Origin of the sequence: Streptomyces sp. NBC_01166 (assembly GCF_045039765.1) — a bacterium.
GTDB lineage: Bacteria > Actinomycetota > Actinomycetes > Streptomycetales > Streptomycetaceae > Streptomyces.
The window spans coordinates 4,229,916-4,251,608 of sequence record NZ_CP108613.1 but is presented as its reverse complement, the minus strand read 5'-3'; the positions used below and the strand labels follow the sequence as shown (position 1 = coordinate 4,251,608).

Here is a 21,693-nt window from a genome sequence, read left to right as displayed (position 1 = left end):
CTCGCTCATTGTCGTACTACTTCCGCAGCTCGATGACGGTCTTGCCGATGCGGATCGGCGCGCCCAGCGGAACAGGTGTCGGGGTGGTGAGCCGGGTCCGGTCGAGATAGGTGCCGTTGGTGGACCCGAGATCCTCGACGATCCACTGGCCGTCACGGTCGGGGTAGATCCTGGCATGCCTGCTGGACGCGTAGTCGTCATCCAGCACGATCGTTGAATCGTGCGCCCGGCCCAGGGTGATGGTCTGCCCCTGGAGCGCGACAGTGGTGCCGGTGAGCGTGCCCTCGGAGACGACCAGCTTTGTGGGTGCCCCGCGGCGCTGGCGCCCGGACTGCTGGCGCTGCTGAGGCGGCGCCGCTTGTTGTTGGCGTCCCTGCTGCGGACGGGCGTCAGCGGCAGTGCGGCGTGAGCCGCGCTGCGTGACACGCGTACCGAACAGGTCGCTGCGAATGACCTGGACGGCCACGATTACGAATAGCCACAGAACAGCCAGGAAACCTAGCCGCATGACCGTCAGGGTCAGCTCTGACATTGCCCCCGCTTCACCCTTCGGCTTGCCGGTAAACGATGGTGGTGCTGCCCACGACGATCCGCGAGCCGTCGCGGAGCGTAGCGCGGGTGGTGTGCTGCCCGTCTACCACGATGCCGTTGGTAGACCCGAGATCCTGGATGGTCGAGGGCGTTCCGGTCCGGATCTCACAGTGCCGGCGCGATACGCCGGGGTCGTCGATCCGCACGTCGGCGTCGGTGCTTCGTCCCATCACCAACGTCGGGCGGGAGATCTGATGGCGGGTGCCGTTGATCTCGATCCAGCGCCGCACCTGGGCGTCCGGCATGGGGCCGGACGCGGCCGGCGGGCGCCAGTCGCTGGAAGGGCCTCCGGAGCGCCCCGCGCCCGGCGGCGGGGCCGGGGGCATGGGAGGGGCGGCAGCCGGCGGGTAGCCGTAGCCACCCTGCCCCTGAGGGGCAGCGGGGCGGTTCGGCTGGGCATAGGGAGCAGGGCCGCCCTGCTGGCCCTGCTGTGACGAACTCGACGCCAGGGTCCGGCTGCGTACGCGGTAGAGACCGGTGTCGAGGTCGTCCGCCTTCTCCAGGTGGACCTTGATCGGTCCCATGAAGGTGTACCGCTGCTGCTTGGCGTAGTCACGTACGAGGCCGGACAGCTCGTCCCCCAGCTGGCCGGAGTACGGGCTGAGGCGCTCGTAGTCCGGGGTGCTGAGCTCGACGATGAAGTCGTTCGGCACGACGGTCCGCTCGCGGTTCCAGATCGACGCGTTGTTGTCGCACTCGCGCTGAAGGGCTCCCGCGATCTCGACCGGCTGCACCTCGGACTTGAAGACCTTGGCGAAGGTGCCATTGACCAGACCTTCGAGACGCTGCTCGAAACGCTTCATGACTCCCATGGGGCACCTCCTCCGGTGTCGTCATCCCTGCACTGCTTACTGATCGTATCCACGCGTGGGGAAATCGGCTGGTTCCCCTTGTCTGCACAGTGGATGAGTGTCACCTCTCACACGGATCGTAGAGGTGCCCTCCTGACAGTGTCCCGCACTCCGGGTGCACTCAGGAGGAGTGGGGCCCGGCTTTCCGCGTTCCCGGTTCCCCTCGTGGGTTCGGCGAAACAACGGATGTGAATCCACCCTGTCCAGCGTGCTAATCTTCCGATGTCGCCAGGCGCTCACACCACTCGGTGAGAGAGTCTGAAAGCACCACTCATGCGCGAGTGGCGGAACGGCAGACGCGCTGGCTTCAGGTGCCAGTGTCCTTAGGGACGTGGGGGTTCAAATCCCCCCTCGCGCACAACAGGCAGTCGCTTGCGACCGCCGGGTTGGTTCGACAGAACCCCCGCACCGGAGAGATCCGGTGCGGGGGTTCTTCGTTGTGTGAGCTCTTCGTTGTGTGGCCGAGGAGGGTGCGCGTGAGGGGTGCTGTGATGAAGCCCGCATCGTCGCGGAAGCCCGGCTCGGGAGGAGCCTGTTTCACGTGAAACGTCGGATCCGCACCTAAGAGAACTTTCGTGCGAGCCCGCCCGTTAAGGCGCTTTTCGTGCGAGCCCGCCCGTCAGTGGCCCTCAGGCGGCGAGGCGCGCCGCCAGAGCCTTGGCCTTCTCCGCGGCGTCGGTGAATGCCTGGGTGCGGGAAGCGTCGGCGAGGGGGATGAGCTCGGCCATCTCGGGCTTGGAGTGGGCCAGCGTCAACTCCGGGACGATGAAATCGACTTCGGCTCCCAGCATGCCCGTCAGCACCTTCTCCAGGTAGTTCTGGACGAACTCGAACTCCTCGCGCGGCGTGCCGGGGGCGTACGAGCCGCCTCGGCTGGCCACAACGGTGACGGGCGTGCCGGCGACGGGGCTGTCGGGCCCCGCGTTGTGGCCCACGATGATCACCTGGTCGAGCCACGCCTTGAGGGTGGACGGGATGGAGAAGTTGTACATCGGCGCGCCGATGAGCACGGCGTCCGCAGCGGCCAGCTCGGCCGCCAGCTCCCCTCGCAGCGGGTCCTCGGCGCCGGCGGCCACCGCCGAGGCGTCCAGGTGGGGCAGGGGGGTGGCGGCGAGATCGCGGTAGACGACCTCGCCGTCGGGGTGTTGCTCGCGCCAAGCCGTGACGAATGCGGCGGTGACCTCACGGGACGTGGAGCCCTGGGGGAATACGGCGGAGTCGAGGTGCAGAAGCGTGGCCATGGGGATCTCCGTAGGAGTCGGGTGGGCGGATCGGTGCGGGCCACGGAGGAGGTCGTGGGCAGGTGGGCGCGATCCGGCTTTTCAGTACGTACCTAGTAATAACATAGTCCCTTACTTTTCATAAGCCCCGCACTCCGGCGCAGTACTCTGGGGGCATGGCGGATCACAGCGAGCAGGCCTGTCGGCAGGTGGACGGGAGCATCACGCGCGTCTTCGAGCTGTTCGGGAAGCGCTGGACGGGCCCGATCGTCTCGGTGCTGATGCAGCGGCCGGTGCACTTCGCGGATCTGCGTCGAGCGATTCCGGGCATCAGTGAGCGGATGCTGTCGGACCGGCTGTCCGAGCTGGGGGCGGCCGGTCTTGTGGTGCGTGAGGTCGACGAAGGGCCCCCGCTGCGGGTCGCGTACCAGCTGACGGAGGCAGGCGCCGCGATGGGGCCCGCGCTCGAGGAGCTCGGGCGGTGGGCCGATGCCTATCTCGGGGGCCCGAGGGGCTGCTGACCTGCTGCCGGGTGGTCCGAGGGGCTGCTGACCCGCCGCCGGGCCGTCCCGCGGCGGAGTGGCCGGGCGTCTATCGGGGTGCGGTGTCCTCGCCCGCCGCGTTGTAGCGCAGCAGGTACTCCGCGAACTGTTCGAGATCGTCCGATGTCCACGCGCCGAGGCGTTCCCGGTAGGCGGCGCGCCGACTGGCCTGGGTCGAGGCGAGTGCCTGGGTGCCGGCGTCGGTGGGGTGCAGTACCTGGATGCGCTGGTCGTCCGGGTCCGGGTGGCGCTCGACCAGGCCGAGCTTCTCCAGCGCCGCCACCTGGCGGCTGACCGTCGACTTGTCCAGCATGTAGTGCGCCGCCAGGTCGGTCGCGCGGCAGCCCTGCCGGTCGTCGATGTGGGCGAGCAGCGTGTACGAGACCAGCGGCAGATCCGGGTGGAGCCGTGCCGCGGTCGAGCGCGCGCGGCGCGCGAAAGCGGTGAGCTCGCGCTGGATGACGTCCAGCGACTCCTCGCGCCCCTGGGGGGTGTCTGCCACGTGAATCACCTTCCCGAACTTTAGTTGTATGCTACAACGAGACTAGTAGTTGTAAAAGCCAACCATTGGAGGAGTGGTCGAATGTCCGCAGGTCCGAGCTCCGCCTCCGGCTCAACCGCCGGTGCGCTGCGTCATGTGCTCAGCCATCTCATTACGCCGCTGCTGATGTGCATCGGTATGGGGCTTGCCTATCTGGGGGCCTTTCACGCCCCGGAGCCGCACGACCTGAGGGTGGACGTCGTCGGCTCGGGAGCAAGTGCGCAGGTACTCGCCCAGACCTTGCAGGACAAGGGTGACGGGGCGTTGAGTGTGCGTACCGTAGCGGACCGCGAAATCGCGGTGAACCACCTGAGGACGCAGCAGAGTTACGGCGCGTACGTCCCGGGTGGCAGTCCCGAGCTCCTGGTCGCCACCGCCTCGTCGGACACCAGCGCGACGGTGGCCCAGAAGGTCTTCACCGAGGTGGCCGCCGGGCAGGGCGCCCCGCTCGAGGTGACGGACGTGGCGCCTACGGCGGATGGTGATCCGACCGGCCAGGGGATCTTCTTCCTGCTGGTGGCGGTCAGTATCGGGTCGTACGCGTCGGTCGCGGTGATCGGTGGTGCCGGGGCGGTGCTGGCTCTGCGGATCAGGGCCGGGCTGGCCATCGGCACCTCGCTCGTGGTGAGTCTGATCGGAGCCGCGTTCGCGGGGCCGGTGTTCGGTCTGGTGGACCACGGCCTCGGCGGACTCTGGGCGGTGGCGTGGCTCTATTCGGCGGGGATCCTGCTGATCGGGGTGGGGTTGCACACCTTCCTCAAGCGCTGGACGACGCTCGGCGTGATGCTGCTCTTCGTCATGCTCAACTTCACGAGTTCCGGAGGCATCTTCCGGCCGGAGGTCCAGCCGGGCTTCTTCGGAGCCCTGCACTCCTTCTGGAACGGCGCGGGATTCGTCGAAGGGGTGCGCAGCCACGTGTACTTCGGCGGGCACGCCCTGGGCGGGCACCTGCTGGTGCTGGCTCTGTGGTTCGTGGCCGGTCTGGCCGTTCTGGGGGTGGCGGGCCTGGCCGAGGCGAAGCGGCGTCGCGAGGAGGCGGAGAAGGCGCGTGAGGCGGCGGCCGTACGGGCTGCGGCCGGGGCGGAGGAGGAGATGGAGGAGGCCGTCGGGGTGTGACGGCCCGCACCAGGGCTCTGTGCGCAGGCACGGAAGCCTGGCCTCCGCGGGAGGTTGTCCACAGGCCGGCTTCCGAGTTGTCCACAGGGGCAGACGGCGGTCACGGACGGTTGTACCGTCGTTCGCAGTTGATGTTGGTCGGACGGGACGGCTGAACGAGGCGGGGGAGGCGGCGCACCATGGACGAAGTCGAGGCGACGGTGCCGGCACAGCGGAGGACCGGGCGTATCCCGGTCGTTCCCGGATTCGCGCGGCGCGTGGCCGGAGGGGTGCGGCCCGGACCTGGGGCAGCTTCCCCGAAGGCGGCCGGCAAGGCGCTGAGGCTCGAGGTGCCCCGGTCCGCGCACAGTTCGCTGGACCTGCCCGCCGGGAGGCCGGACGCGGTCCAGGCGGTCGAGGAGTCGAACGAGGGCCGGGTGCCCGGCCTCACGCCCATACGGGTGGGGCGGATGGCCGCGACGCCGTTCGCGTTCCTGCGCGGCTCGGCCGGGCTGATGGCGCACGACCTGATGGGCACTCCGGTCACTGGCGTGGGCGCCCAGCTCTGCGGTGACGCGCACGCGGCCAACTTCGGGCTGTACGGCGACGCGCGCGGCAACCTGGTCATCGATCTCAACGACTTCGACGAGACCGTCTTCGGCCCGTGGGAGTGGGATCTCAAGCGGCTCGCCACCTCGCTGGTGCTCGCGGGCAGGGAGGCGGGGGCGGACGAGGCCACCTGCCGGCAGGGTGCGTACGACACGGTGGGCGCGTACCGCCGCACGATGCGTCTGCTGGCGGGCCTGCCCGCACTCGACGCGTGGAACGCCATCGCGGACGAGGAGCTCGTCTCGCACACCGACGCCCGGGACCTGCTCGGGACGCTGGAGCGGGTTTCCGCGAAGGCGCGGAACAACACCAGTGCCCGCTTCGCCGCCAGGTCCACGGAGGAGAGCGAGGACGGCGGGCGCCGATTCGTCGACTCACCGCCCGTGCTGCGGCGTGTGCCTGACGCGGAGGCCGCTGCCGTGGCGGCGGGGCTGGAGGGCTACGTCGGTACGATCTCGGAGGACAGGGTTCCGCTGCTTGCCCGTTACGCCATCCATGATGTGGCGTTCCGGGTGGTCGGCACGGGAAGCGTGGGTACCCGGTCGTATGTGGTGCTGCTGCTCGACCACCGCGGCGAGCCGCTGGTGCTGCAGGTGAAGGAGGCCCGCCCGTCCGCGCTCTCCCCCTATCTCGGCCGGATCGGCTTCGACGTGCCGGACGTGGTGCACGAGGGGCGCCGGGTGGTGCTCGGACAGAAGCGGATGCAGGTCGTCAGCGACATACTGCTCGGCTGGGCCGAGGTCGACGGCCGGCCGTATCAGGTACGCCAGTTCAGGAACCGCAAGGGAAGCGTGGATCCGGCCGCACTCGCTGCGGACCAGGTCGACGACTACGGGCGGATGACCGGTGCCCTGCTGGCCCGGGCCCACGCGCACAGCGCCGACCCCCGGCTGCTCGCGGGTTACTGCGGGAAGAACGCCGAGCTGGACGCGGCGGTGGCAGATTTCGCCGTGACGTACGCGGACCGGACCGAGGCGGATCACGCCGAGCTCGTCCGGGCTGTCCGAGCCGGACGAATAGCCGCTGAGCTCGGCGTCTGAGCGGGTCCTGCTGCCCCCGTGTGTCTTCACGGCGCGGGCCGTGGCCATACGCTGGACGGGTGACCCACGAAGCCGCCGGGGTGCCGACCACCCGGAACGACGAAGACCGGCAGAACCAGGACCGGCAGGACGCGCCGAAGCACGCGCGGGATGTGCCGCGGCACGCGGAGGACGCGTCGCAGGGTGGCAGCCTGCGGGCGGGCCCGGACGATGCGCCGGAGGCGGGTCCCGCCTCCGCCGGCGCGGCTGGTGATCCGGCAGGCGGGGCGGCCGGTGAGGCCGGCGGTGACGCGGTGGGTGAGGGAGCCGCCCCTCGGCCCGAGGAGCGGCTCGCCAAGGCGGTGCGGGTGGCCGAGCAGGCGCTGATCGAGTTCGAGATCGCGGTGGAGACCTTCCGGGTGGAGGTGGAGAACTTCTCCCGGCTGCATCACCAGAAGCTCGGCCCGATGTACGCCCGCCTCGATGAGCTCGACGCGCAGATCGCGGAGGCGCGGGCCGCGCGGACCGGCGATCCGGAGGATCTGCGCAAGGCCCAGGAGGCGCGGGCGATCGTCATGCCGATGCCCGGGGTCGAGGAGCTCTTCCACGGCTGGATGGACTCGGACGGCCTCTCACCCGAGGCCTCGGCCATGCTCACCGACCAGCCCGTCCGGCCGCCGAAGCGGGTCAGGCCGAGCGAGGAGGCGCGCAAGCTCTACCGGGAGCTCGCCCGTCAGGCACACCCGGACCTGGCACCGGACGAGACGGAGCGGGCGCGGCGGGACGAGTTCATCGCCCGGGTCAACGCGGCCTACGGGCGCGGCGACGTGGCGTTGCTGAAGGAGCTGGCCGCGGAGTGGGCGGCGGGGCCTGCGACGCCGGAGCTGCGGCTCAGCGAGAGCGAGGAGCTCTACGCGCGGCTGGAGTGGCTAAGCCGCCGTAAGGAGCTGCTGACGGTTCTGGCCCAGGAGCTGGAGGAGAGCGCGATCGGCTCGATGCTGCGGATGGCGCCGGACGACCCCGACCGGCTGCTGGACGACATCGGCGAGAAGCTTCTGGCGGAGGTCTCCCAGCGTGAGGGCGAGCTGGCAGGGCTGGTGCAGTAGCGTTCCGGGTGACCCTGGCGCGTACGTACGAGAGAAGGCATCCCCATGAATTTCGCTCCACTGCCCTCGGTGGACGTCGCGGCGGTTCCGTCGGACGGCTTCGTGCTGGACGTCCGGGAGGACGACGAGTGGGCGGCCGGGCATGTCGAGGGCGCGCTGCACATTCCCATGAGCGACTTCGTGGGCCGTTTCGGTGAGCTGACCGAGGCGGCCGACGACGGTCGGCGTGTGCATGTGATGTGCCGTGTCGGAGGCCGGTCGGCCCAGGTCACCCAGTATCTGGTGCAGCAGGGCATCGATGCCGTGAACATCGACGGCGGCATGCTCGCCTGGGATGGCGCCGGGCGCCCGATGGTCACGGAAAACGGGAACTCGGCCTTCGTGCTCTGACCGCTTCCGCGGCACCGTGCGCACGCGGGCATACGCACTGCGGCCGTGCGCACGCGGTCGTACGCACTGCGGCCGTGCGCACGCGGTCGTACGCACTGCGGCCGTGCGCAGGCGGTCGTACGCACGGCGGTTCCGGTGCGGGCTGGGCGCTGGTCGGGCGGAGCCGTGCGACCTCTCTTACGGCGGTCTCAGTGGTTGGCCTGCATCAGTGGTGGGGCGGTCTCAGTGGTCGAAGTCGAGTTCGACTTCCGGGGTGACGGGGTGCGACTGGCAGGCCAGCACGAAGCCTGCCCCGGTCTCCTCCGGTTCCAGGGCGAAATTGCGGTCCATCCGCACCTCGCCCGAGACCAGGAAGGCCCGGCAGGTCCCGCACACTCCGCCCTTGCAGGCATAGGGAGCGTCAGAGCGGCTTCGCAGCACCGTTTCCAGCAGCGATTCGCCGTCCTGGACCGGCCAGCTGCCCGATCGCCCGTCGAGTGTCGCCGTGAGCCTGCTCTCCGACGGCGCCGCCACCCTGGCGGCCGTCGGCAGACCCGCCCCCTCGTCGGCGACGTGGAAGATCTCCTGGTGGATGCGTGACCGGTCGGCGCCGAGTGCGCGCAGCGCTTCTTCCGCCCCCCGGACCAGGCCGAGCGGCCCGCACAGGAACCAGCCGTCCACGTCGGGCACGGACAGCAGGGCGGGCAGCAGCCCGGTGAGCCGCTCGCGGTCCAGCCGGCCCGAGGGGAGCCCGGCAGCCTGTTCCTCCCGGGACAGCGCGGTCACCAGCTGGAAGCGGTCCGGGTAGCGGTCCTTGAGATCCGCCACCTCGTCCAGGAACATCGTCGACGCAGACGTCCGGTCGCTGCGGATCAGACAGAAGCGCGCCGAGGGCTCCCGTGCCAGCAGGGTCGCCGCCATCGACAGCACCGGGGTGATTCCGCTGCCGCCGACGATCGCGGCGAAGTGGCCGGGGCGCGGATCGAGGACGAAACGGCCCATCGGAGCCATCGCCTCCAGCTGGTCCCCCACAGCCAGCTCCTTGATGGCGTACGTCGAGAACGCGCCTCCGTCGACCATGCGGATGCCCACCCGAAGCAGGGGGTCGCCCGGCTGCTCGGTGGCCGGGGCGCAGATCGAGTACGACCGCCGGATCTCCTCGCCGTCGACGCGGTAGCGCACATTCAGGTGCTGGCCGGGGGAATGGCGGAAGGTCTCGCGCAGTTCGGACGGCACGGCGAAGGTGACGGCCACCGCGTCGTCCGTGATCCGTTCGATCGCGCTGACCCGGAGCGGATGGAACATCTACAACTCCTTGAAGTGGTCGAACGGTTCGCGGCACGTCACACAGCGGCGCAGTGCCTTGCAGGCTGTGGAGGAGAACCGGCTCAGCAGCTCCGTGTCCGTGGAACCGCAGTGCGGACAGCGCACCGAGAGCGTCAGAGGAACCGGCCCGCCGGGCCCGCTCCCCGGCCGGGGCGGCGCTATGCCGAACTCCGCGAGCTTGCGGCGCCCCTCGTCGCTGATGTCGTCGGTCGACCAGGCAGGGGCGAGGACCGTGACCACGGACACCTCACTGACGCCGTGGTCGTGCAGGACACGCTCGATGTCGGCGGACATGGCCTCGATGGCCGGGCAGCCGGTGTACGTCGGGGTGAGCCGCACGGTGACCTTGTCCGGTCCGTCGGCCCGCACGCCGCGGAGCACGCCGAGCTCGTCGAGCGTGAGGACCGGCAGCTCGGGATCGGGAACGGAGCCCGCCAGCCGGTGGAGCTCCGCTTCCAGCGGGGTCTCGGTGGTCACCATGACGCCCCCGGGTGGCTACGGTGCAGATGCTGCATCTCGGCGAGCATCCGCCCGAAGGGCTCCGTGTGCAGACCCTGCCGGCCCGCTCCGGCCGCCCAGGCGCCGGACTGCGGCCCCACCGGAAGGGTCAGGGTGGCCCGCTCCACCACGGAGGTGACCGCGTCCAGCCAGCCGTCGCGCAGGGCCTGCGAGTCGACGTCGACTCCTTCGACCGGCTCGAACAGCTCGCCGGTGAACCGCCACAGGGTGTCCAGCGCGAGCTGCATGCGCTCATGGCTTTCCGTGGTGCCGTCGCCCAGCCGCAGGACCCACTGCTCCGCGTGGTCCCGGTGATAGGCGACCTCCTTGACCGCCTTGGCCGCTAGATCCGCGAACTCGCCCTCGCCGGCGGCCAGTGCCTCGTACAGCAGGTGCTGGTAAACGGAGAAGTAGAGCTGGCGGGCGATGGTGTGGGCGAAGTCGCCGTTCGGCTGCTCCACCAGCTGGACGTTGCGGAAGGCTCGCTCCTCACGCAGGTACGCCAGCTGGTCCTCGTCGCCCACGAACGAGAGCAGCATCCTGGCCTGGCCCAGCAGATCGAGGGCGATGTTGGCCAGGGCTACTTCCTCCTCCAGCACGGGAGCGTGGCCCGCCCACTCCCCCAGCCGGTGCGAGAGCACCAGTGCGTCGTCGCCGAGGGCGAGAGCCGCGCTCACAGGTGCTTCACCCCTTCCGGGATCTCGTAGAACGTGGGGTGGCGGTAGGGCTTGTCCCCGGCGGGCTCGAAGAACGAGTCCTTCTCGTCCGGCGAGGATGCGGTGATCTCCGTCGAGGGCACCACCCAGAGGGAGACGCCTTCCGAGCGGCGGGTGTACAGATCGCGGGCGTTGCGCAGGGCCATCTCTGCGTCCGGCGCGTGCAGGCTGCCCGCGTGGGTGTGGGACAGCCCTCGCCGGGAGCGCACGAACACCTCCCACAGGGGCCAGTCGGTCGAGCTGCTCATGCGGTCGCCTCCACGGGCTGGGCGGCCGCTCCGGCTGTGCCGGGCCGTGCCGCGTGCTTGTCTGCGTATGCCGCCGCCGCGTCGCGGACCCAGGCGCCCTCCTCGTGGGCCGTGCGCCGCTGGGTCAGCCGTTGTTCGTTGCACGGGCCGTTGCCCTTGAGGACCTCCTGGAACTCCGTCCAGTCGATCGCGCCGTAGTCGTGCTGTCCCAGCTCTTCGTTCCACCGGATGTCGGGGTCGGGGAGGGTGAGCCCCAGCGCCTCTGCCTGCGGGACGCAGATGTCGACGAACCGCCGGCGCAGCTCGTCGTTGGAGTGCCGTTTGATCTTCCAGGCCATCGACTGTGCCGAGTGCGCCGAGGAGTCGTCGGGCGGACCGAACATCATCAGGGAGGGCCACCACCACCGGTTCACCGCGTCCTGGGCCATCTCGTGCTGGGCGGGGGTGCCGCGGCTCAGGGCGAGCAGCAGCTCGTACCCCTGGCGCTGGTGGAAGGACTCCTCCTTGCAGACCCGGATCATCGCGCGGGCATACGGGCCGTAGGAGCAACGGCACAGCGGCACCTGGTTGGTGATCGCGGCGCCGTCCACCAGCCAGCCGATCGCGCCGACGTCCGCCCAGGTCAGCGTGGGGTAGTTGAAGATCGAGGAATAGCGCTGCCGCCCGGCGTGCAGCTTGTCGAGCATCTCCTCGCGGCTGGTACCCAGGGTCTCCGCCGCGCTGTACAGGTAGAGGCCGTGCCCGGCCTCGTCCTGCACCTTCGCCATCAGGATCGCCTTGCGGCGGAGCGAGGGCGCCCGGGTGATCCAGTTGGCCTCGGGCTGCATACCGATGATCTCGGAATGGGCGTGCTGGGCCATCTGGCGGATCAGTGAGGCCCGGTACGCCTCGGGCATCCAGTCCCGAGGCTCGATCCGGTCGTCGGCCGCCACCGCGGCGTCGAAGGCCGCCAGACGCTCCGCGTCCGCCTCGTCCGCCGTGCCTGCTGTCCCCTGCGTCGTCTGGTCCGCAGTCACTGCCGCCATCCCGGGCTCCCTACCGACCGATCGTTCGGTTCATCGGCTTCAATGGTGAGCCGGAGGCCCGTAGGGTGTCAACCCTGTGGATAACTGAGTGGTGATCGACGGTGATCGGGGCGGGATGAATGCGGACCACGGTGGGCGCACCGGAGACGAGAAGAAACTCGCCTGGCCCGGCGTGAAGAGCCGCCCGTCAGCGGATCAGGAGGCGGAGGCCTCACCCGCCGGAATACCGGACGCCGGGGCGGCCCTCCAGCCCGACCCCGACCCCGACCCGGACCCGGTTGCCGTCGCACCGTCGCCGGACACCGCTGCCGAGCCCGGGCCAGGGGCAGGCCCCGGGGGGCCCGGGCCCGGACCGGCCGGACGCCGGCCGGGCGGCGGGATGGCGGCGCTCTCGCTTCCGTATCAGGTCGTCGCGGCGCTGGCGCTGTCCGGCCTGGGACTGCTGGCCTGCGCGCACATAGCCATGATCTTTCTGCATGTCGCGCCGTCCAACACACTGACGAAGCAGCACGGCGAGGTGGTCGACGACTGGGTCTACCCCGAGTTCGAGCAGAACTGGAAGCTGTTCGCCCCCAACCCGCTCCAGCAGAACATCTCCGTGCACGTGCGCGCCGAAGTGGCCGACGACGGCGCTGACGGCAGCAAGGTCACGCGCTGGATGGATCTCTCGCGCGAGGACGGCGAGGCGATACGCGGAAACCCCCTCCCCAGCCACGTCGACCAGAACGAACTGCGGCGTGCCTGGGACTTCTACTCCGGGTCCCACGACAGCGAGCACCGCCCCAACGGCGTGCGCGGCGAGCTGTCCGAGCGCTACATCCGCCGCATCGTCATGCTGCGTCTCGCCGAACGCGGCTACGGCGGCACGGTCGAGCGCATCCAGGTGAGGTCCGCCGTACGTTCCGTCGACGCCCCGGAGTGGAGCGACGAGAAGATCAACACCCGGCCGGAGTACACGGAACTCCCGTGGTGGACCGTCACCCCGTCCGACCTCTCCGGGGCCGCCACGGCGGATGAGGCCTCGCAGGCCGGAAAGGCGGAGCAGTGAGCGCCCCCACCCCCGTCGGTTCGGGCGTCGGGGCCGTCGGTCCGGCGCTCGCCCGCGCCGTCCAGCGCGTCACATCCGCCCCCCTGGGCGCCTACCAGAGCGCCGTCGTCCGGATCGGCGTCTCCGCCACCTGTCTGCTGTTCCTGCTGCGCGAGCTGCCCCACCGCCACGAGCTGTACGGTCCCGACGGTCCGTGGAGCTGGGGCATGGCGCGCCGGCTCATCACCAACAACGACTCCTTCACCGCCCTGATGTGGTCGGACTCCACGGTCTGGTTCGAGACCGTGTACGGGCTCACGCTCGTCTCGGCCGCGCTCCTGATGGCCGGCTGGCGGACCCGGGCCATGTCCGTCCTGTTCATGGCCGGGGTGCTCTCCCTCCAGAACCGCAGCATCTTCATGGGCGACGGCGGCGACAACGTCATCCATCTGCTGGCCCTCTACCTGATGCTGACCCGCTGCGCGCGGGTGTGGTCCCTGGACGCGCGCCGTGCGTCGCGGGACGCCTCACTTCTCGCGGAGGGCGGCCCGCCGGCGCGTGATCTCGCGGGGCCGGTCCTGTGGGTGGCCCTCGGCTGCGTCCTTCTGCCCGCGACCCTCCTGGGGGGTCTCGGCGGTACATGGTGGCTGCCGTCCCTCCTGTGGGTGCTGTGGCTGGGAAACGGCGCCTGGTGGGCCTTGAACCGTCGCGCGCCGGACCATGAGCTGCGCGCCCTCCTGGACGTCCTGGCCAACCTCGCGCACAACGCCGCACTCCTCGTGATCATGGCCGAGGTGTGCCTGATCTACGCGACCGCCGGCTGGTACAAGATCCAGGGTTCCCGCTGGCAGGACGGCACCGCGGTCTACTATCCGCTCAAGCTGGACTACTTCACCCCGTGGGCCGGTCTCTCCGGGCTGATCGCGTCGAGCGCCCTGTTGGTCATGGTGCTGACGTACGTCACGGTCATCGTGCAGGTCGCCTTCCCGTTCACCCTGTTCAACCGGCGGGTGAAGAACGTCCTGCTGGTCCTCATGATCGGTGAGCACGCGGGGATCGCGGTCCTGCTGGGGCTGCCCTTCTTCTCCATGGCGATGATCGCCGCGGACGCCGTCTTCCTGCCGACGGTCTTCCTGGTGTGGCTGGGCCACAGGGTGTCGCTGGGCCGGCAGCGCCTGTTCTCACGGACGGTGGGGAGGCTGAGGCTCCCAGGGCAGCGGCGGGCAGGGCAGGACGACGAGGAGTCCGCGCGCAGCGGCGGTGGCGGTGGCCATACGCTCGTCGGGTGACCAGCGAGACCGGCAGTGCAGAAGAGCCCCGGGCGGCAGCCGCGCCCGACCCCTCCGAGGAACCGATCCAGTACGACGAGGGGTACGGCGCCGTGATCGGGGTCGGTCCGCACCCGTTGCCCTGGCCCGAGGGGGAGCGCTACGACCCCGACCTCCTCGCCCACGGTGACCGGCGCAATGTGGGTGACGGCTACCGGTACTGGACGCGGGAGGCGATCGTCGCCGATCTCGACCTGCGGCGGCACGACTTCCATGTGGCGGTGGAGAACTGGGGCCATGACTTCAACATCGGCTCGGTGGTGCGCACCGCCAACGCCTTCCTCGCCAAGGAGATCCACATCGTGGGGCGGCGGCGCTGGAACCGGCGGGGTGCGATGGTCACCGACCGCTACCAGCATGTGCGGCACCACCCGGACACGGCGGACCTGACGGCCTGGGCGGCGGCCGAGGGACTTCCGATCATCGGGATCGACAACCTCCCCGGCGCCGTGCCGCTGGAGCGGACGGTGCTGCCGCGCCGGTGTGTGCTGCTGTTCGGGCAGGAAGGGCCCGGGCTGACGGAGGAGGCGCGAAAGCGCGCCTCGATGGTGTGCTCGATCGCGCAGTTCGGTTCCACCAGGTCGATCAACGCCGGTGCGGCGGCCGCCATCGCGATGCACGCCTGGGTTCAGCGGTACGCGGACGTTCCGGATCCGCGCGACGGGTGACGGGCCGGTGGGGTGTGGATCCTCGCGCGGGTCCACATCCCACCGGATTCCGTCGGCCGGATCCGCCCTCAGGCCTGGCGGCGGACCTCCACCACCCGGAAGCGGTTGGAGACGAACGCGCCGTCGCAGAGCGCCGCGTTGGCAGCCGGGTTGCCTCCCGAACCGTGGAAGTCGGAGAAGGCCGCCGTCTGGTTGACGTACACGCCGCCGGTGAGGTTCAGCGAGAGCTGAGCCGATTCGTCGAAGCAGACTTCCTCCACCGCGCGTTCCACGTCGGAGGAGGTGGTGTAGGCGCCGACGGTCATCGCGCCCTTCTCGCGGATCGTGCGGCGCAGCAGGTCCAGCGCGTCACCGGTCGAGTCGACCGCCACCGCGAACGAGACCGGGCCGAAGCACTCCGAGAGGTAGGCCGCCCCGTCGTCGGGCTTCGTGCCGTCGAGTTTCACGAGGGCCGGCGTGCGGACCACGGCGTCGGGGAAGTCGGGGTTGGTCACCGGGCGCGAGGCGAGCGCCACGTCACCCAGGTCCGGGGCCCCTTCCAGCCGGGCCTTCACGTCAGGGTTCACCAGGGCGCCGAGCAGTCCGTTGGCCCGGGCGTCGTCACCGAGCAGCCCGTTCACCGCCTCGGCGAGGTCCGTCACCACGTCCTCGTAGGACTTGGCGCCCGCGTCGGTCGTGATTCCGTCGCGGGGGATGAGCAGGTTCTGCGGGGTGGTGCACATCTGGCCGCTGTAGAGGGAGAGCGAGAAGGCCAGGTTGGAGAGCATGCCCCGGTAGTTGTCGGTGGAGTCGAGGACGATCGTGTTGACGCCCGCCTTCTCCGTGTAGACCTGGGCCTGCCGGGCGTTGGCCTCCAGCCAGTCGCCGAAGGCGGTGGAGCCCGTGTAGTCGATGATCTTGATTTCGGGGCGCACCGCCAGGGTCTTGGCGATGCCCTCGCCCGGCCGCTCGGTCGCCAGGGCGACGAGATTCGGGTCGAAGCCCGCCTCGGTCAGCACCTCGCGCGCCAGCTGGACGGTGAGCGCGAGCGGCAGCACCGCCCGCGGGTGTGGCTTGACCAGCACGGGATTGCCGGTCGCCAGCGAGGCGAAGAGGCCCGGATAGCCGTTCCACGTCGGGAACGTGTTGCAGCCGATGAGCAGGGAGATGCCGCGCCCCACCGCTGTGTACGACTTGTCCAGTCGCAGCGGGTCACGCTTGCCCTGGGGCTTCGACCAGTCGGCGTTGCGCGGCGTACGCGTCTGTTCCTCGTACGCGTACGCCACGGCCTCCAGGCCGCGGTCCTGGGCGTGCGGGCCGCCCGCCTGGAAGGCCATCACGAACGCCTGCCCGCTGGTGTGCATCACGGCGTGGGCCAGCTCGTGCGTACGCGCGCTGATCCGGGCCAGGATCTCCACGCAGACCAGGGCCCGCGTCTCGGGGCCCGCCGCACGCCAGGAGCCCATCGCGGCGCTCATGGCGGGGAGCAGGATGTCCGGGTCGGCGTGCGGATACTCGACGCCGAGCTCCGGACCGTACGGCGAGACCTCCCCGCCGGTCCAGCCGTCGGTGCCGGGCTGGCCGAGGTCCAGCCGGGTGTTGAGCACGGCGTCGAACGCGGCCTTGCCCTCGGCCGCGCCGAGGCTGCCGGGAAGGCCTCCCTCGCCGTAGGCCTTGGGGTGCTCGGGGTGCGGGGACCAGTAGGCGCGCGTGCGGATCGCGTCGAGGGCCTGGTCGAGCGTCGGGCGGTGGATCTCGGACAGCTTCTCGGGGGAAAGCTCGGCGGCCATGACGGACCAACTCCTCGTCGAGCCGGGCAGGGACATGCTGACGGAGTTAGAGTAACCGAACGATCGGTCGGGACAAGGGGCCCCAAGGAACCTGTGGACAACTCATGGGGGAGGATCGCGGTCATGACCACGGCCAAGCGGGACACGTACACCCCGGAGACGCTCCTGACCGTTGCCGTCCGCATCTTCAACGAGCGCGGCTACGACGGCACGTCCATGGAGCACCTCTCCAAGGCGGCGGGCATCTCCAAGTCGTCCATCTACCACCACGTGGCGGGCAAGGAAGAGCTGCTGAGGCGTGCGGTGAGCCGGGCGCTCGACGGGCTCTTCGGGATTCTCGACGAGGCGGGGGCCACCCAGGGGCGGGCGATCGCCCGGGTCGAGTACGTCACGCGTCGCACGGTCGAGGTGCTCATGGCGGAGTTGCCGTACGTCACGCTGCTGCTGCGCGTGCGGGGCAACACGAAGACGGAGCGCTGGGCGCTGGAGCGCCGGCGCGAGTTCGACCAGCGGGTCTCGGAGCTGCTCAAGGCCGCGGTTGCGGACGGGGACCTGCGCGCGGACGTGGACATACGCCTGGCGACCCGGTTGCTCTTCGGCATGGTGAACTCGCTGGTCGAGTGGTACCGCCCGCAGCCCGGCGGATCCCAGGAGGCGGAGCAGCTCGCGGACACGGTCGTCCAGCTCGCCTTCGAGGGGATGCGGGCCGGCTGACCGGCACAGGCCTCAGCTCAGCTCAGCTCAGCTCGGCCGTGCGGTCCGGGCGTGGCCCCAGGTCGGTCTCCTCGAACACCAGCAGGGTGCGGGTGGACAGCACCTCGGGTATGGCCTGGATCCTGGTGAGGACCAGCTCGCGCAGGGCCTGGTTGTCCGGGGTGTGCACCAGGAGCAGGACATCGAAGTCGCCGCTGACCAGCGCGATGTGGGTGGCGCCCGGAAGCGCCTGTAGCTGTTCGCGCACGGTGCGCCAGGAATTCTGGACGATCTTGAGCGTGATGTAGGCGGAGGCGGCCTGCCCTGCCCGTTCGTGATTCACCCGTGCGCTGAATCCCCGGATCACGCCGTCCTCGACGAGCCTGTTGATCCGGGCGTACGCATTGGCGCGGGAGACGTGGACGCGCTCCGCGACGGCCCGTATCGAGGCGCGGCCGTCCGTCTGGAGGATGCGGAGGATGGCGCGGTCGATGGAGTCCAGCGGCCGGGCGGGCGGAGTGCGGTCCGGGGCACCGCCCCCGTCGGCCATTTGTTCAGCTGCCATCTGCCCGCGCCTCCCTGTTGTGGACGACCTGTCCCTATCCCAGGCTGTGGAGAACCGTTTGTCCACAGGCTGAAGGCGCCTGTAGCCAAATTGCCCCCGCGACCGAACAATCGGTAGGTGAGGCACACCACATCCGCGCCTCGCCCACGCCCGACATTCTGCAGATTTCGACACTCCTCGATATATCTCGATGCCAGGAGGTGCTTGTCATGACGGTCCAGGAGCTGCCCGGCGCAGCCGCCTACCGGCCCACGCCGCCCCCGGCCTGGAAGCCGCTCACCGATCCCGCGCCGCTGCTCCCGGACCCCGAGCCCTACCGCGTGCTCGGTACGGACGCGGCGGCCGGGGCCGACCCCGAGCTGCTGCTGAGGCTCTACGCCGAGCTGGTGCGTGGCCGCAGGTACAACGCGCAGGCCACCGCACTGACCAAGCAGGGCAGGCTCGCGGTGTACCCGTCGAGCACCGGCCAGGAGGCGTGCGAGATCGCTGCGGCGCTCGTGCTGGAGGACCGGGACTGGCTCTTCCCCAGCTATCGCGACACGCTCGCCGCGGTCGCGCGTGGCCTGGACCCGGTCGAGGCCCTGACGCTGCTGCGGGGGGACCGGCACACCGGCTACGACCCGCGTGAGCACCGCATCGCCCCGCTCTGTACCCCGCTGGCCACCCAGTTGCCGCACGCCGTGGGCCTGGCGCACGCGGCGCGCCTCAAGGGCGACGACGTGGTGGCCCTCGCGATGGTCGGCGACGGGGGGACGAGTGAGGGCGATTTCCACGAGGCGCTCAACTTCGCTGCCGTGTGGCGGGCCCCGGTGGTCTTCCTCGTGCAGAACAACGGCTTCGCGATCTCCGTGCCGCTGGCCAAGCAGACCGCGGCACCGTCCCTGGCCCACAAGGCCGTGGGTTACGGGATGCCGGGGCGCCTGGTCGACGGTAACGACGCGGCAGCCATGCACCAGGTGCTCAGCGAGGCGGTGGCCCGCGCCAGGCGGGGCGAGGGGCCGACGCTGGTCGAGGCGGTCACGTATCGCATGGACGCCCATACGAACGCCGACGACGCCACCCGCTACCGCGGCGACAGCGAGGTGGAGGCATGGCGCGCACACGATCCGATCAGGCTTCTGGAGCGGGAGCTGACCGGCCGGGGGCTGCTGGACGAGGACGGCATCGGCGCCGTGCACGAGGCGGCTGAACGGATGGCGGAGGGGCTGCGGGAGCAGATGAACGCCGACCCGTCGCTCGACCCGATGGATCTGTTCGCCCATGTCTACGAGGAGCAGACCGGCCAGCTGCGGGAGCAGGCGGCGCGACTGCGGGCCGAGCTGGACGCCGGGGACGGTGCGCACGACGAGAGCAGCGCGGAGGGGGGACGATGAGCACCGCTGCGGCCACGGCCGGTGAACGGACCGGCAGGGCCAGACCGGCCACGATGGCGCAGGCCCTGGGACGGGCGTTGCGCGACTCGATGGCGGAGGATCCGACGGTGCACGTCCTCGGGGAGGACGTGGGCACGCTCGGTGGCGTCTTCCGCGTGACCGACGGCCTGGCGAAGGAGTTCGGCGACGACCGCTGTACGGACACGCCACTGGCCGAGGCGGGCATTCTCGGCGCGGCCGTGGGCATGGCGATGTACGGACTTCGGCCCGTGGTGGAGATGCAGTTCGACGCCTTCGCCTATCCGGCGTTCGAGCAGCTGGTCAGCCATGTCGCCAAGATGCGGAACAGGACCGGGGGCGCGATGCCTCTGCCGATCACGGTGCGCGTACCGTACGGCGGCGGGATCGGTGGGGTCGAGCACCACAGCGACTCCTCCGAGGCGTACTACATGGCGACACCCGGGCTGCACGTGGTCATGCCGGCCACGGTCGACGACGCTTACGGGCTGCTGAGGGAGTCGATCGCCTCCGACGACCCGGTGGTCTTCCTGGAGCCGAAGAGGCTCTACTGGTCCAAGGCCGACTGGTCGCCGGACGCGCCGGCCCGGGTCGAGCCGATCGGGCGGGCCGTGGTCCGGCGCCCCGGTCGCAGCGCGACCCTGATCACCTACGGCCCGTCCCTCCCGGTGTGCCTGGAGGCCGCCGAGGCGGCCACGGCCGAGGGATGGGACCTCGAGGTGGTCGACCTGCGCTCGCTGGTTCCCTTCGACGACGAGACCGTGGCCGCGTCGGTGCGCCGCACGGGGCGTGCGGTGGTCGTCCACGAGTCGTCCGGGTTCGGCGGGCCGGGCGGTGAGATCGCGGCGCGGATCACCGAGCAGTGCTTCCACCATCTGGAGGCGCCTGTCCTGCGCGTCGCAGGGTTCGACATTCCCTATCCGCCGCCGATGCAGGAGCGGCACCATCTGCCGGGCGTGGACCGGGTGCTCGACGCGGTCGCCCGTCTTCAGTGGGAGGCCGAGAGCTGATGGCGCAGGTGCTCGAATTCAAGCTCCCGGACCTGGGCGAGGGTCTGACCGAGGCCGAGATCGTGCGCTGGCTGGTGGAGGTCGGCGACGTCGTCGCCGTCGACCAGCCGGTCGTCGAGGTCGAGACGGCCAAGGCCATGGTGGAGGTGCCCTGCCCCTACGGGGGCGTGGTGACGGCGCGGTTCGGCGAGGAGGGCGCGGAGCTCCCGGTCGGCGCACCACTGCTGACGGTGGCAGTCGGCTCGATGGAGCGGGTGGACGGGCACGAGGTTCCCGGCGAACCCTCCGGCGGCGGTGCCGGGAGTGAGGCGTCCGGCAATGTGCTCGTCGGTTACGGCACGGCCGCGCCGGCCGCGCGGAGACGACGGGTCCGGCCCGCTCCGGCCTCGGCGCAGGCCCCTGCGGAGGCGGAGCGGACAGCCTCGGCCCATGCCCCGGCCACAGCCGGGCAGCCGGTCCTCGCGACGGCGGGGCAGCCGGCCTCCGCGACGGCGGCGCCTCCGGCGGGCGATGCTCACGGGCCCGTCGCCGTCATCTCCCCGCTGGTCCGGAAGCTGGCGCGGCAGCACGGTCTCGATCTCCGGCAGGTCGTCGGCACGGGACGGGACGGGCTGATCCTCCGTACCGACGTGGAGTGCGCGATCAGAGCCGCGGACGAGGAACGCACTGCTGACGCGTCCCCGGCCGTCCGGCCGGCGCCGGACACATCGGCCGAGCGGATCGCGCTGCGCGGGGTCCGGGGCGCGGTGGCCGAGAAGCTCTCCCGCAGCCGGCGGGAGATTCCCGATGCCACCTGCTGGGTCGATGCCGATGCCACCGAGCTGATGGCGGCGCGGGCCGCGATGAACGCCGCAGGGCCGAAGGTGTCGGTGCTCGCGCTGCTGGCCCGCATCTGCACGGCAGCCCTGGCGAGGTTCCCCGAGCTCAACTCCACGGTGGATGCCGAAGCCCGGGAGATCGTGCGGCTGTCCGGGGTCCACCTGGGCTTCGCCGCCCAGACGGAGCGAGGCCTGGTCGTTCCGGTGGTCCGGGACGCGCACACCCGTAACGCGGAGTCCATCGGGGCGGAGATCGCCCGGCTGACCGAGGCCGCCCGGGACGGGAAGCTGACCCCCGCGCAGCTCACCGGAGGGACGTTCACGCTGAACAACTACGGGGTGTTCGGCGTCGACGGTTCGACCCCGATCATCAACCACCCCGAGGCGGCCATGCTCGGGGTCGGCCGGATCGTGCCCAAACCCTGGGTGCACGGAGGCGAACTGGCGGTCCGCCAGGTCGTCCAGCTCTCGCTCACCTTCGATCACCGGGTCTGCGACGGTGGCACGGCCGGCGGCTTCCTGCGCTACGTCGCCGACTGTGTGGAACAGCCGGCGATCCTGCTCCGCACGTTGTAGCGGAGCGGGACGGTGGACGGCCCGGGCCCGGGCATCGTGTGAGTTCGGTCCCCGGGGGCCCGTCATCGGCGGGCGGCCCCCATACTCGGGGG

The 21,693-nt window shown here is 70.6% G+C and carries 23 protein-coding genes and 1 tRNA gene; 13 read left to right on the top strand and 11 right to left on the bottom strand.

The features are described from left to right. Positions 1-16 precede the first annotated feature (16 nt). Entirely contained in the window at positions 17-532 is a 516-nt protein-coding gene (locus tag OG379_RS19505; protein ID WP_104787364.1) for an FHA domain-containing protein, read from the bottom strand. Between the two features lie 10 nt (positions 533-542). After that, entirely contained in the window at positions 543-1,403 is an 861-nt protein-coding gene (locus OG379_RS19500) for an FhaA domain-containing protein (protein WP_405664464.1), read from the bottom strand. 314 nt (positions 1,404-1,717) lie between these two features. On the opposite strand from OG379_RS19500, the gene OG379_RS19495 reads away from it, so the two are divergent. Further along, positions 1,718-1,800: transfer RNA gene (locus OG379_RS19495), tRNA-Leu, on the top strand. A 271-nt stretch (positions 1,801-2,071) separates the two neighbouring features. Here the strand turns inward: OG379_RS19495 and OG379_RS19490 are convergent. Beyond that, positions 2,072-2,683 (bottom strand): FMN-dependent NADH-azoreductase, encoded by a 612-nt coding sequence (locus tag OG379_RS19490; protein ID WP_405664462.1) that lies wholly within the window; start codon positions 2,681-2,683, stop codon positions 2,072-2,074. Positions 2,684-2,838: 155 nt separating this feature from the next. Here OG379_RS19490 and OG379_RS19485 point away from each other — a divergent pair, with 155 nt between their 5' ends. After that, positions 2,839-3,183 (top strand): winged helix-turn-helix transcriptional regulator, encoded by a 345-nt coding sequence (locus OG379_RS19485; protein WP_393756461.1) that lies wholly within the window; start codon positions 2,839-2,841, stop codon positions 3,181-3,183. 70 nt (positions 3,184-3,253) lie between these two features. On the opposite strand, the gene OG379_RS19480 is transcribed toward OG379_RS19485, so the two are convergent. After that, positions 3,254-3,706 (bottom strand): MarR family winged helix-turn-helix transcriptional regulator, encoded by a 453-nt coding sequence (locus OG379_RS19480; RefSeq protein ID WP_393756459.1) that lies wholly within the window; start codon positions 3,704-3,706, stop codon positions 3,254-3,256. An 81-nt stretch (positions 3,707-3,787) separates the two neighbouring features. On the opposite strand from OG379_RS19480, the gene OG379_RS19475 reads away from it, so the two are divergent. The 4 genes from OG379_RS19475 to OG379_RS19460 all read left to right on the top strand — a co-directional run bounded on the left by OG379_RS19475 (position 3,788) and on the right by OG379_RS19460 (position 7,964). After that, on the top strand, positions 3,788-4,861 hold the full coding sequence (locus tag OG379_RS19475; protein WP_405664460.1) for a hypothetical protein: 1,074 nt from the start codon (positions 3,788-3,790) through the stop codon (positions 4,859-4,861). 179 nt (positions 4,862-5,040) lie between these two features. After that, the gene (locus tag OG379_RS19470) at positions 5,041-6,489 is read left to right on the top strand and encodes a DUF2252 domain-containing protein (RefSeq protein ID WP_405664458.1); all 1,449 of its coding nucleotides are present in this window, start codon (positions 5,041-5,043) and stop codon (positions 6,487-6,489) included. Between the two features lie 59 nt (positions 6,490-6,548). Continuing rightward, complete coding sequence (locus tag OG379_RS19465; RefSeq protein ID WP_405664456.1) at positions 6,549-7,574, top strand: J domain-containing protein; 1,026 nt, start codon at positions 6,549-6,551, stop codon at positions 7,572-7,574. 45 nt (positions 7,575-7,619) lie between these two features. Continuing rightward, complete coding sequence (locus OG379_RS19460; RefSeq protein WP_405664454.1) at positions 7,620-7,964, top strand: rhodanese-like domain-containing protein; 345 nt, start codon at positions 7,620-7,622, stop codon at positions 7,962-7,964. A gap of 222 nt (positions 7,965-8,186) precedes the next feature. Here the strand turns inward: OG379_RS19460 and OG379_RS19455 are convergent, their stop codons facing one another. The 5 genes from OG379_RS19455 to paaA are packed head-to-tail and all read right to left on the bottom strand — an operon-like array spanning position 8,187 to position 11,756. Beyond that, entirely contained in the window at positions 8,187-9,248 is a 1,062-nt protein-coding gene (locus OG379_RS19455; RefSeq protein WP_405664452.1) for a 2Fe-2S iron-sulfur cluster-binding protein, read from the bottom strand. Next, positions 9,249-9,746: a 1,2-phenylacetyl-CoA epoxidase subunit PaaD gene (gene paaD / locus OG379_RS19450; protein WP_362927597.1), complete on the bottom strand. Its 498-nt coding sequence runs from the start codon at positions 9,744-9,746 to the stop codon at positions 9,249-9,251. After that, positions 9,743-10,444 (bottom strand): 1,2-phenylacetyl-CoA epoxidase subunit PaaC, encoded by a 702-nt coding sequence (gene paaC / locus OG379_RS19445; protein ID WP_405664450.1) that lies wholly within the window; start codon positions 10,442-10,444, stop codon positions 9,743-9,745. The genes paaD and paaC overlap by 4 nt, the downstream gene beginning before the upstream one ends. Beyond that, a complete protein-coding gene (gene paaB / locus OG379_RS19440; RefSeq protein ID WP_031090474.1) occupies positions 10,441-10,731 on the bottom strand; it encodes a 1,2-phenylacetyl-CoA epoxidase subunit PaaB in 291 nt (96 codons plus the stop codon). The genes paaC and paaB overlap by 4 nt, the downstream gene beginning before the upstream one ends. Next, on the bottom strand, positions 10,728-11,756 hold the full coding sequence (paaA, locus tag OG379_RS19435; RefSeq protein ID WP_405664447.1) for a 1,2-phenylacetyl-CoA epoxidase subunit PaaA: 1,029 nt from the start codon (positions 11,754-11,756) through the stop codon (positions 10,728-10,730). The genes paaB and paaA overlap by 4 nt, the downstream gene beginning before the upstream one ends. 115 nt (positions 11,757-11,871) lie before the next feature. On the opposite strand from paaA, the gene OG379_RS19430 reads away from it, so the two are divergent. From OG379_RS19430 to OG379_RS19420, 3 genes are read left to right on the top strand one after another with little or no spacing between them, the layout of a single operon-like run. Further along, complete coding sequence (locus OG379_RS19430; RefSeq protein ID WP_405664445.1) at positions 11,872-12,804, top strand: DUF5819 family protein; 933 nt, start codon at positions 11,872-11,874, stop codon at positions 12,802-12,804. Next, positions 12,801-14,072, top strand: coding sequence for an HTTM domain-containing protein (locus OG379_RS19425; protein ID WP_405664443.1), 1,272 nt, complete (start codon positions 12,801-12,803; stop codon positions 14,070-14,072). The genes OG379_RS19430 and OG379_RS19425 overlap by 4 nt, the downstream gene beginning before the upstream one ends. Then, positions 14,069-14,779: a TrmH family RNA methyltransferase gene (locus OG379_RS19420; protein ID WP_405664441.1), complete on the top strand. Its 711-nt coding sequence runs from the start codon at positions 14,069-14,071 to the stop codon at positions 14,777-14,779. Before OG379_RS19425 ends, OG379_RS19420 begins: the two co-directional genes overlap by 4 nt. Positions 14,780-14,847: 68 nt before the next feature. On the opposite strand, the gene paaN is transcribed toward OG379_RS19420, so the two are convergent. Continuing rightward, positions 14,848-16,548 carry a phenylacetic acid degradation protein PaaN gene (paaN, locus tag OG379_RS19415; RefSeq protein WP_405664439.1) on the bottom strand — a complete coding sequence of 567 codons (1,701 nt, stop codon included), beginning with the start codon at positions 16,546-16,548 and terminating at the stop codon, positions 14,848-14,850. Between the two features lie 123 nt (positions 16,549-16,671). Between paaN and OG379_RS19410 the strand changes: the two genes are divergently transcribed. Further along, positions 16,672-17,262 (top strand): TetR/AcrR family transcriptional regulator, encoded by a 591-nt coding sequence (locus OG379_RS19410; RefSeq protein WP_362927487.1) that lies wholly within the window; start codon positions 16,672-16,674, stop codon positions 17,260-17,262. A 22-nt stretch (positions 17,263-17,284) separates the two neighbouring features. Here the strand turns inward: OG379_RS19410 and OG379_RS19405 are convergent, their stop codons facing one another. Then, positions 17,285-17,806 (bottom strand): Lrp/AsnC family transcriptional regulator, encoded by a 522-nt coding sequence (locus tag OG379_RS19405; protein WP_393756430.1) that lies wholly within the window; start codon positions 17,804-17,806, stop codon positions 17,285-17,287. 209 nt (positions 17,807-18,015) lie between these two features. Between OG379_RS19405 and pdhA the strand changes: the two genes are divergently transcribed. From pdhA to OG379_RS19390, 3 genes are read left to right on the top strand one after another with little or no spacing between them, the layout of a single operon-like run. After that, complete coding sequence (gene pdhA / locus OG379_RS19400; RefSeq protein ID WP_405664437.1) at positions 18,016-19,179, top strand: pyruvate dehydrogenase (acetyl-transferring) E1 component subunit alpha; 1,164 nt, start codon at positions 18,016-18,018, stop codon at positions 19,177-19,179. Continuing rightward, on the top strand, positions 19,176-20,207 hold the full coding sequence (locus OG379_RS19395) for an alpha-ketoacid dehydrogenase subunit beta (RefSeq protein WP_362927484.1): 1,032 nt from the start codon (positions 19,176-19,178) through the stop codon (positions 20,205-20,207). Before pdhA ends, OG379_RS19395 begins: the two co-directional genes overlap by 4 nt. Continuing rightward, a complete protein-coding gene (locus OG379_RS19390) occupies positions 20,207-21,601 on the top strand; it encodes a dihydrolipoamide acetyltransferase family protein (RefSeq protein ID WP_405664435.1) in 1,395 nt (464 codons plus the stop codon). The genes OG379_RS19395 and OG379_RS19390 overlap by 1 nt, the downstream gene beginning before the upstream one ends. The last annotated feature ends 92 nt before the right edge of the window (positions 21,602-21,693 follow it).

Bases quoted from the DNA above. Each gene is read 5' to 3' on its own strand.
- OG379_RS19505 (WP_104787364.1), bottom strand. From the start codon at position 532: ATGTCAGAGCTGACCCTGACGGTCATGCGGCTAGGTTTCCTGGCTGTT.
- OG379_RS19500 (WP_405664464.1), bottom strand. From the start codon at position 1,403: ATGGGAGTCATGAAGCGTTTCGAGCAGCGTCTCGAAGGTCTGGTCAAT.
- OG379_RS19490 (WP_405664462.1), bottom strand. From the start codon at position 2,683: ATGGCCACGCTTCTGCACCTCGACTCCGCCGTATTCCCCCAGGGCTCC.
- OG379_RS19485 (WP_393756461.1), top strand. From the start codon at position 2,839: ATGGCGGATCACAGCGAGCAGGCCTGTCGGCAGGTGGACGGGAGCATC.
- OG379_RS19475 (WP_405664460.1), top strand. From the start codon at position 3,788: ATGTCCGCAGGTCCGAGCTCCGCCTCCGGCTCAACCGCCGGTGCGCTG.
- OG379_RS19470 (WP_405664458.1), top strand. From the start codon at position 5,041: ATGGACGAAGTCGAGGCGACGGTGCCGGCACAGCGGAGGACCGGGCGT.
- OG379_RS19460 (WP_405664454.1), top strand. From the start codon at position 7,620: ATGAATTTCGCTCCACTGCCCTCGGTGGACGTCGCGGCGGTTCCGTCG.
- OG379_RS19455 (WP_405664452.1), bottom strand. From the start codon at position 9,248: ATGTTCCATCCGCTCCGGGTCAGCGCGATCGAACGGATCACGGACGAC.
- paaB (WP_031090474.1), bottom strand. From the start codon at position 10,731: ATGAGCAGCTCGACCGACTGGCCCCTGTGGGAGGTGTTCGTGCGCTCC.
- paaA (WP_405664447.1), bottom strand. From the start codon at position 11,756: ATGGCGGCAGTGACTGCGGACCAGACGACGCAGGGGACAGCAGGCACG.
- OG379_RS19430 (WP_405664445.1), top strand. From the start codon at position 11,872: ATGAATGCGGACCACGGTGGGCGCACCGGAGACGAGAAGAAACTCGCC.
- paaN (WP_405664439.1), bottom strand. From the start codon at position 16,548: ATGGCCGCCGAGCTTTCCCCCGAGAAGCTGTCCGAGATCCACCGCCCG.
- OG379_RS19410 (WP_362927487.1), top strand. From the start codon at position 16,672: ATGACCACGGCCAAGCGGGACACGTACACCCCGGAGACGCTCCTGACC.
- OG379_RS19405 (WP_393756430.1), bottom strand. From the start codon at position 17,806: ATGGCAGCTGAACAAATGGCCGACGGGGGCGGTGCCCCGGACCGCACT.
- pdhA (WP_405664437.1), top strand. From the start codon at position 18,016: ATGACGGTCCAGGAGCTGCCCGGCGCAGCCGCCTACCGGCCCACGCCG.
- OG379_RS19395 (WP_362927484.1), top strand. From the start codon at position 19,176: ATGAGCACCGCTGCGGCCACGGCCGGTGAACGGACCGGCAGGGCCAGA.
- OG379_RS19390 (WP_405664435.1), top strand. From the start codon at position 20,207: ATGGCGCAGGTGCTCGAATTCAAGCTCCCGGACCTGGGCGAGGGTCTG.